13 protein-coding genes and 1 pseudogene are annotated in these 6,328 nt (G+C 41.2%); all 14 read right to left on the bottom strand.

Annotated elements, in window-relative coordinates; all coding sequences use genetic code 11:
• Window positions 1-616: 616 nt before the first annotated feature.
• A complete protein-coding gene (locus tag G596_RS24915; RefSeq protein WP_044928545.1) occupies window positions 617-778 on the bottom strand; it encodes a DUF6462 family protein in 162 nt (53 codons plus the stop codon).
• Window positions 779-817: 39 nt separating this feature from the next.
• Complete coding sequence (locus G596_RS0112010) at window positions 818-1,306, bottom strand: hypothetical protein (RefSeq protein ID WP_022762089.1); 489 nt, start codon at window positions 1,304-1,306, stop codon at window positions 818-820.
• Window positions 1,303-1,668: a hypothetical protein gene (locus tag G596_RS0112005; RefSeq protein ID WP_022762088.1), complete on the bottom strand. Its 366-nt coding sequence runs from the start codon at window positions 1,666-1,668 to the stop codon at window positions 1,303-1,305. The genes G596_RS0112010 and G596_RS0112005 overlap by 4 nt, the downstream gene beginning before the upstream one ends.
• Entirely contained in the window at window positions 1,665-2,108 is a 444-nt protein-coding gene (locus G596_RS21985; RefSeq protein WP_022762087.1) for a GNAT family N-acetyltransferase, read from the bottom strand. Before G596_RS21985 ends, G596_RS0112005 begins: the two co-directional genes overlap by 4 nt.
• A 23-nt stretch (window positions 2,109-2,131) precedes the next feature.
• Complete coding sequence (locus G596_RS0111995) at window positions 2,132-2,692, bottom strand: DUF5714 domain-containing protein (RefSeq protein ID WP_022762086.1); 561 nt, start codon at window positions 2,690-2,692, stop codon at window positions 2,132-2,134.
• Window positions 2,693-2,698: 6 nt separating this feature from the next.
• The gene (locus G596_RS24910; RefSeq protein WP_155829260.1) at window positions 2,699-2,836 is read right to left on the bottom strand and encodes a hypothetical protein; all 138 of its coding nucleotides are present in this window, start codon (window positions 2,834-2,836) and stop codon (window positions 2,699-2,701) included.
• A 198-nt stretch (window positions 2,837-3,034) separates the two neighbouring features.
• Window positions 3,035-3,892 carry an AAA family ATPase gene (locus G596_RS0111985; RefSeq protein ID WP_022762084.1) on the bottom strand — a complete coding sequence of 286 codons (858 nt, stop codon included), beginning with the start codon at window positions 3,890-3,892 and terminating at the stop codon, window positions 3,035-3,037.
• Between the two features lies 1 nt (window position 3,893).
• Window positions 3,894-4,196 carry a Dabb family protein gene (locus G596_RS25975; RefSeq protein WP_026499182.1) on the bottom strand — a complete coding sequence of 101 codons (303 nt, stop codon included), beginning with the start codon at window positions 4,194-4,196 and terminating at the stop codon, window positions 3,894-3,896.
• A gap of 27 nt (window positions 4,197-4,223) precedes the next feature.
• Window positions 4,224-4,451: pseudogene (locus G596_RS25970) on the bottom strand (DUF4298 domain-containing protein); the annotation flags it as partial.
• 45 nt (window positions 4,452-4,496) lie between these two features.
• Window positions 4,497-4,817: a hypothetical protein gene (locus tag G596_RS0111975; RefSeq protein WP_330361229.1), complete on the bottom strand. Its 321-nt coding sequence runs from the start codon at window positions 4,815-4,817 to the stop codon at window positions 4,497-4,499.
• Entirely contained in the window at window positions 4,817-5,413 is a 597-nt protein-coding gene (locus tag G596_RS21980; protein WP_022762083.1) for a DUF1643 domain-containing protein, read from the bottom strand. The genes G596_RS0111975 and G596_RS21980 overlap by 1 nt, the downstream gene beginning before the upstream one ends.
• A 40-nt stretch (window positions 5,414-5,453) precedes the next feature.
• Window positions 5,454-5,597, bottom strand: a complete 144-nt coding sequence (locus tag G596_RS24895) for a hypothetical protein (protein WP_022762082.1) — start codon at window positions 5,595-5,597, stop codon at window positions 5,454-5,456.
• Between the two features lie 31 nt (window positions 5,598-5,628).
• Window positions 5,629-5,784: an NAD(P)H-dependent oxidoreductase gene (locus G596_RS25965; protein ID WP_022762081.1), complete on the bottom strand. Its 156-nt coding sequence runs from the start codon at window positions 5,782-5,784 to the stop codon at window positions 5,629-5,631.
• A gap of 3 nt (window positions 5,785-5,787) precedes the next feature.
• Entirely contained in the window at window positions 5,788-6,321 is a 534-nt protein-coding gene (locus tag G596_RS0111955) for a flavodoxin family protein (protein WP_022762080.1), read from the bottom strand.
• Window positions 6,322-6,328: the final 7 nt, after the last annotated feature.

Below are 6,328 nucleotides of genomic sequence, written 5' to 3'. Positions count from 1 at the left end.
TTACGAACAGACTCTCTTGATTCTATAACTGTCTTAAATTCCATCTATAAATCTCCTTTTTTGCTTTGTTAATACAACTCCTATAACAGATATAGAAATTCCCCCAAGAACCCAAAGGTCCAACATAACATAGCAAATTTCATAAATGGTTTCCTCCTTCATTTGAATCATAATTCATTATACGGGCTAATTTTTTTTAATGTCAGTAAAACTTTTTCATAACACAAAAAGACCAGCCGAAGCCAGTCTAATTGTTTTAGTATCTTTTATGATATGTTCAAACATGTCAGCATCTGTTATAGTGATCAGAGACAGTCGAGAGCCTGGGATCTATTCTAGATGTGATCCCCTAACCGAGCCACACGGCTGTCTTTTTAATTTGTTTTATCTATCCAGCACCTTCTTTGTATTGCCGTGATGCTTGCTGTAATATGCTATCGCTGTACCAGCTATTAAACTTTCTCCAATTCTGCAAATATTTCATCGCTAATATCTTCGACAATCACATTGTAATGATGTCTCAGCCCTGATATAGCCTTTGATATCAATGCATAAAACTGTCTCACGTTTTTGAGCTGAAGTTTTCCTGTACATTGAACTGCATTTCCAAATGCTATTACTTATATATGGCACCTGCACAATCAGCTGCATGATTGACAGCTTTATAGCTCATTCCGTAATACTCGATTGCCATAGTGATAGTGATGAATGACTTCTGAGCAAATAGAAGATCCTCATCATCTATCTGATCTGAGAACATCCATATTGTTCCAAACATAATCATCCCTGCCTTTCTTCCAGCTTCTTTTTCTCTCTGTTACCGTTTGTCTGGTACATTCCGGCAGGCTGATGGAAATTCTCTATCCAGAATAAGCTTAAGCGTATCACTATCAAATGAATCAAGATCCACGACAGCCTTCAGCTTTTTCTCCACTTCAATGCTGGCATTCAGGTTATACTCTCCTGTCGTTTTTCTTTTTTCAATTTCCGTAAGAATGCCTCGCAGCTCTTCCAGCTTGGAGGTAACATCCTTCATCTCTGATAAATATGTATCCTTGTCCATCTTCCCACGTTTGTACTGTTCATCCACGACCACATGGTCATCGTCAAGCTCCATCATTAGCTTCGCCGTCTCCTGGTCAATCTGTGTGTAACTATTCTTGTCATTCTTCGAAGCAAGAAAAACAGATGTTGGACCATCCGCACCACCGATAATTGTCACATCCGATTCAGTTTTAGCTCCGCAGCCCTCAAACACAAGGGCAAACATTAGCATAGCTACGATAAAAATCTCTTTTCGTCTCATTGTTTCTTTTTCTCAGCCATTCTCTCTTTTATTACCACCACAACAGTTCCAACCGCGACAACTACAAACGCTATAAAGCCATAAACCATCATGAGAGCCGCACCAAAAATCGGCGCTTCAGAATTAGCACTGACAAAATAGTAGTAATAATACGTGTAAAGAACCATTCCCACTACCGTGGATGCAACAAGCATCAGAGAAGAAATCACATACTCCTTCATGCTTTTTGCAAGAAACATATTCATAACTCCAAGTGCAACAATTATGATAAGTAAATACCTGCTGATAAGTGTTCCTCTCAGCTGATCTACTATGAAGAACATAATAAGCGGTATCAAATTCAGCCATTTCAGATATCTCATAATCCCATCCTCATGCTGACGATTCCGTCTTTCTCTCCAACCTCTTCGAAGCCCATACGCTTATACAGCTCGTATCCAACCTTCATCACTTCAGGCTTGGTAGTAAAAGTAACTTCCTTAAATCCAAGCTCTTTTGCCTTATCAAGCATGGTATTGAGCATTACTCTCGCATAGCCTTTACCGCGAAACTCAGGCTTGATGAATAATCTCTTGGCTTCACAGATAACATCATCAATCTTCCTGATAGCAATGCTTCCAACAGGAGTCCCGTCCTCGCTTCCAAGGAGCAGTGCTCCACCTTTGTAATATCCATCCAGATCAGCAAGCTCCTTGTCAAAAGAGACAAAGCAGCTCTCCGCACCTTTTATCTGGGAATACTCTTTGAAAATCTCTTTTATAACTTCGTTGTCGTTACAGACCCCAACATTAAACTCTGACATTTTTCATACACTCCTCTCGTTTATTATGCAGGATAAAATGGGCACTTCTCTCTTATACATTGCTGATTCCGGGAATAGAATTCGCATTCCTGCTCCTCGTACTCCAGCTTTACATCATAGTGCTCATTCACATATTTTATGCCATTCTTAAAGGCAATCATGGCGTCTCTTTTGCAGCAGCGAGGACCGTTTATCTCCCCAAGGTCGCTGAGAGCCGCCGATGTGAGCCGCATATGATTTCCCCAGGTACCATCAACAGACAAAGGCCCAGTTCCATCAATTATGGAAAGAGTTGCACCGATTGATGTTACAGCACCGCAGACTCCCCAAAGTCCACACATTGCTCCAGACATCCTAAGTCCTTCTCTGATCAGCTTTTCAAGGGCTTCATCAAGATCTATGTCGCCACCGGCATTCTTGAATGCCACCAAAAGACATGCTCCATCAAGTATGTGGTGTTCCGGTCCGTGGATACTCACATACTCCTTCTTTGCCATTCTCTTAAAAATGACAACAGGGCTTGTACCCTCTTCGTTCTTTATATCATCAACAATAAGTCGGGCTTTCATTTCCATTTCATTCATCAGTTTTCACCTTACTATCTTGCTAATAATTTTCCCAACTTCTTCATCAGCTGTCAGGTCATAGACCATCCTGCAACAGTCAAGAGCCTGCTGTGTGTCGCCTGCTTCATCGACCTCCTGTGCCGCTTTGTAGAGAAGCGCCAATGTAACTGGATTCGCCTCGGTTGGAATATCATTTTCTTTCCATCTATGCTCCTTGGCGCCGGGGCAAAGCTCTTAGCCTCAGCTTCAGACATTCCTAGCTTCTCTGCAAATGCCATGGCGAGCGATGCAGAACAGTTATTTCCGTTTCTGTGATTTGCTCTTGCTTTCATTTCCATTTCATTCATGTTCAAATCCTCATCAAAACTCGTTTTTATGCTTTTCAAAAAACTCAAAGTAAGTCCTTACTCCCTCAAGCTCCGTCCACTTTTTGATATCTACTGGCCTTTCATCAAGGTCATAAATCAGTGCACCTTTTAACGCCAACAAAAATGGGGAATGTGTTGCTATTATAAACTGGCATCCAAAGAACCTTGCTGAATTCTGGATAAACTCAAGCAATTCCAACTGCCTCTGAGGCGAGAGTGAGTTTTCAGGCTCATCCAACAGATAAAGTCCATTATCTTTAATCTTTTCGGAGAAATATTGCAGAGCACTTTCTCCATTGCTGTGCTCTATAATGTTATTTCCAATCGTATCTCTGACATACTTTGACTGTGTCTTGGATCTGGCATCCACAACTTTCTTGAGCAGCTCATAATCATCCAATGATTTCATCTGAAACTTTGAATGCTTATTCTCAATCCATTCATCAAAAGCCTGCTCTCTCTTCCGGTCAACGCCATCGTTCAGTGCTCTTAAGTTGAGCATAAAATCAAATACATCATCACTTGTAATCATCCTGATTTCTTCAGGTCTGCCTTCATGTGGCATCTCAAAATCACACATACCGATATAATCACCAAAGAAACTACTTCTGTTGAACAATGTATCTCTTTCGGCTTTCATTTTCTCTGCCATAAGGTTCAGGGCTGTGCTCTTTCCTGAGCCATTGTTTCCATACAAAATCGTTATTTCAGAAAAAGACAGCTCCCGCAGCTCATTCTCTGCGAACACCCCAAACGGATAGAACGAGGTATAGCACGTTCTTCTTATATAGTTTACAAACTGCTCTTCATTTTCCACTCCTGGAAACTTAAATGAGTCAATATATCTCATTTTAAACCTCAAAATCCAGGCAGCTTCTGATCTTGGTATAAGGTCTTACCTTGGAATCAGCTACAGCTACGTGCTCAGGATGAACTGAATATCCCTTAAGTGCCTCTACGTTCTCAAAAGTTGAATCCAACATAAGGTCTGCATTTGAAGACTCAAGGCCGTTGATATTAACCTTGATATCAACGATTCCAGGGATCTTGCCCTTTAATCCTTCAAGGCCTTCCTTGATTCCCTGCTTAATTGTCATCTTTTCTTCTGCAGAAAGTTCATCCTTAAGTGTCCATAAAATCACATGTTTAACCATTCTCGTTCCCCTTATCCTTTCCATCAATTCCTTGTTCCGCTCAAGCGCATCATAAATTCCATCCTCAGAGAGCACTCCGCGCTTCAGATCTTTTGGCAAAAGCCCCTCTTCATCCAGGGCATAATCATCTTTCCAATCCTGGCTGGAATAATATTCATCAAGTTTCTTGATCTCTGTCTGATATTCCAAGAGATCTTGTGGTGCTTCCTCAGCGTTATCCATTCTTCTCAAAGCTTCATCCAAGATAGATTCCATTTCATTTATACGCTTTATAGCATTCTCAACCTTATCCATCATGAGTCACCTAAGCATACGCTCTACTATTTCTTTAGTCTCGTCACTGATTCCCTCGAGGTCCTTCATAGAGATAACCTCATATCCCACCAATGATGCCAGATGCATATGAAAGTTGGATCTTCTGACATCCTGCAACAGAACTCCTGGATTCTTCTTATCTTTTTTGATCTTCTTTTCAAGCTCCCAGAACTTGTCAGATGCAAGTCCGTCACCGCTAAGAAACTCGATATATTCTTTAATCAACTTTTCCATGTAGTTTTCCTGCCAGTCAGGAAGGTTCTTTCTGAAAAGCTTCCAATCTTTTTCATTTACATCCATGCTCATCACCAAATATCCCCATCTCTGCATTCGCAGGCATAATCAAAAACCGGAAACCACTGAAACTCAGAGTCTCCTTTCAAATACAACGGATGTCTGGGATTCCCCCATCTGGTCGTACTTCCAAGGTGGTACCACTCAGCCTCTTTTATAATGTCCTGAATGTCATAAAGCGTGTTGCCAAGATAATCCCTTGAATCAATGAGATCTCCCCAGGCAGCCCAAACCTTGTCAATGAAGTAAGATTTCTGAAGAGCATCCAGAACTTTGAGATTTTTCTCGATAAGTTTTTTGTCCGCCTTGGCAGGCAGATCGTCGGGGTTCGTTGCCCTTAGCGGGTAAAGATTCGCCATGATCCATCCATCACAGGTAGGATCCTTTTGAACAAACTTCCGCACTCTTTTAATAGTGGGATCCAAATTATTTTCTCCCGCTGATGCCGTGCTTGGATTAACGCCAAACACAAGCATGTTCCTTCTCCCAGGTTGCCCCAGAAGATATCTTTCCTTCTCATCTCCAATATATAGCCATCCGCCAGGAATATCATCCTGCCTAGCAAGCCATGCCGGAATATCTTCAAGCATTCTCTTATCTATTCTCATCTATGATCAGTCTCCCCTACCCCAATACTTCTTGTTAAGCTTATGCCATCCTTTTCTTGATCTCATATCCAAGAAATTCCCACCAGCCTTTATAATTCCCATATCCTCTGGCTGTGGCAAAGACTCTTTTACCATCTCTAATCAGCGCAGCTACTACATTTATTGTCTTTCTGGAAGTCTCCATATATGCCTCTTTTTCCCAAATAATCACTCTTTCAATTATATAGAAAAAAGGAATCTAGCGCTATATGAGTCGCTATCATCTCTGTTTTATGTCCCGCCTCTTTGGCACCTTTTTCAAACTGCCGGCAAAGGATATCCGAATTACCCTCTTTTCTTGGACTTGCAGATAATATCAATACATTTTTCATTGTTCACAAGTTCCTTCCCAGCCTGTATGCATCCTCCGGATATCTGCTTCTTTTTGTCATAGATGGAGTGCCACATCCATATCCCAGAATCATCCCTTTATCCTCGAAATTGATATAGCGGACAAGAGTTTTATAGTGCGATACCAGGGCTTCAAAAGTCCAGTCATCCGCATTCCATGCCACTGTAAGAAGTGCTGATTTTAAATGCCTGCTGTTTAAGCTGCTGTTATAAGCACAGAACCTGTCCACTACAGTTTTTAACTGCGCACTCATGCCATAGTAATATAGAGGAGTTGCAAACACTACCATATCTGATGACAGAAGCTTTTCCTTAATATCTTCAACATCATCTTTCTGTACACAGGGTCCTTCATAACCGCAGGCTACACATCCAATGCAGGGATGTATATTGGCATGGCACACATCTATGACTTCACATGTATGACCTGCCTCCTCTGCTCCTCTATTAAATTCATCCACAAGAATACTTGTTGATCCTTTTCTGTTTGGGCTTCCCATAAGTATAGTTATCTTCATAAAAATC

Origin of the sequence: Butyrivibrio sp. AD3002, from assembly GCF_000420905.1 — a bacterium.
GTDB lineage: Bacteria > Bacillota > Clostridia > Lachnospirales > Lachnospiraceae > Butyrivibrio.
The sequence above is the reverse complement of the archived record's forward strand: the minus strand, read 5'-3'. Positions and strand labels throughout refer to the sequence as shown.

What these genes read in the sequence shown, in the direction of transcription:
- G596_RS21980 (WP_022762083.1), bottom strand. Translation starts at nt 5,413, where the DNA reads ATGAGAATAGATAAGAGAATGCTTGAAGATATTCCGGCATGGCTTGCT.
- G596_RS24915 (WP_044928545.1), bottom strand. Translation starts at nt 778, where the DNA reads ATGTTTGGAACAATATGGATGTTCTCAGATCAGATAGATGATGAGGAT.
- G596_RS25975 (WP_026499182.1), bottom strand. Translation starts at nt 4,196, where the DNA reads ATGGTTAAACATGTGATTTTATGGACACTTAAGGATGAACTTTCTGCA.
- G596_RS25965 (WP_022762081.1), bottom strand. Translation starts at nt 5,784, where the DNA reads ATGAAAAATGTATTGATATTATCTGCAAGTCCAAGAAAAGAGGGTAAT.
- G596_RS0112005 (WP_022762088.1), bottom strand. Translation starts at nt 1,668, where the DNA reads ATGAGATATCTGAAATGGCTGAATTTGATACCGCTTATTATGTTCTTC.
- G596_RS0111975 (WP_330361229.1), bottom strand. Translation starts at nt 4,817, where the DNA reads ATGAGCATGGATGTAAATGAAAAAGATTGGAAGCTTTTCAGAAAGAAC.
- G596_RS0111995 (WP_022762086.1), bottom strand. Translation starts at nt 2,692, where the DNA reads ATGAATGAAATGGAAATGAAAGCCCGACTTATTGTTGATGATATAAAG.
- G596_RS21985 (WP_022762087.1), bottom strand. Translation starts at nt 2,108, where the DNA reads ATGTCAGAGTTTAATGTTGGGGTCTGTAACGACAACGAAGTTATAAAA.
- G596_RS0112010 (WP_022762089.1), bottom strand. Translation starts at nt 1,306, where the DNA reads ATGAGACGAAAAGAGATTTTTATCGTAGCTATGCTAATGTTTGCCCTT.
- G596_RS0111985 (WP_022762084.1), bottom strand. Translation starts at nt 3,892, where the DNA reads ATGAGATATATTGACTCATTTAAGTTTCCAGGAGTGGAAAATGAAGAG.
- G596_RS24895 (WP_022762082.1), bottom strand. Translation starts at nt 5,597, where the DNA reads ATGGAGACTTCCAGAAAGACAATAAATGTAGTAGCTGCGCTGATTAGA.
- G596_RS0111955 (WP_022762080.1), bottom strand. Translation starts at nt 6,321, where the DNA reads ATGAAGATAACTATACTTATGGGAAGCCCAAACAGAAAAGGATCAACA.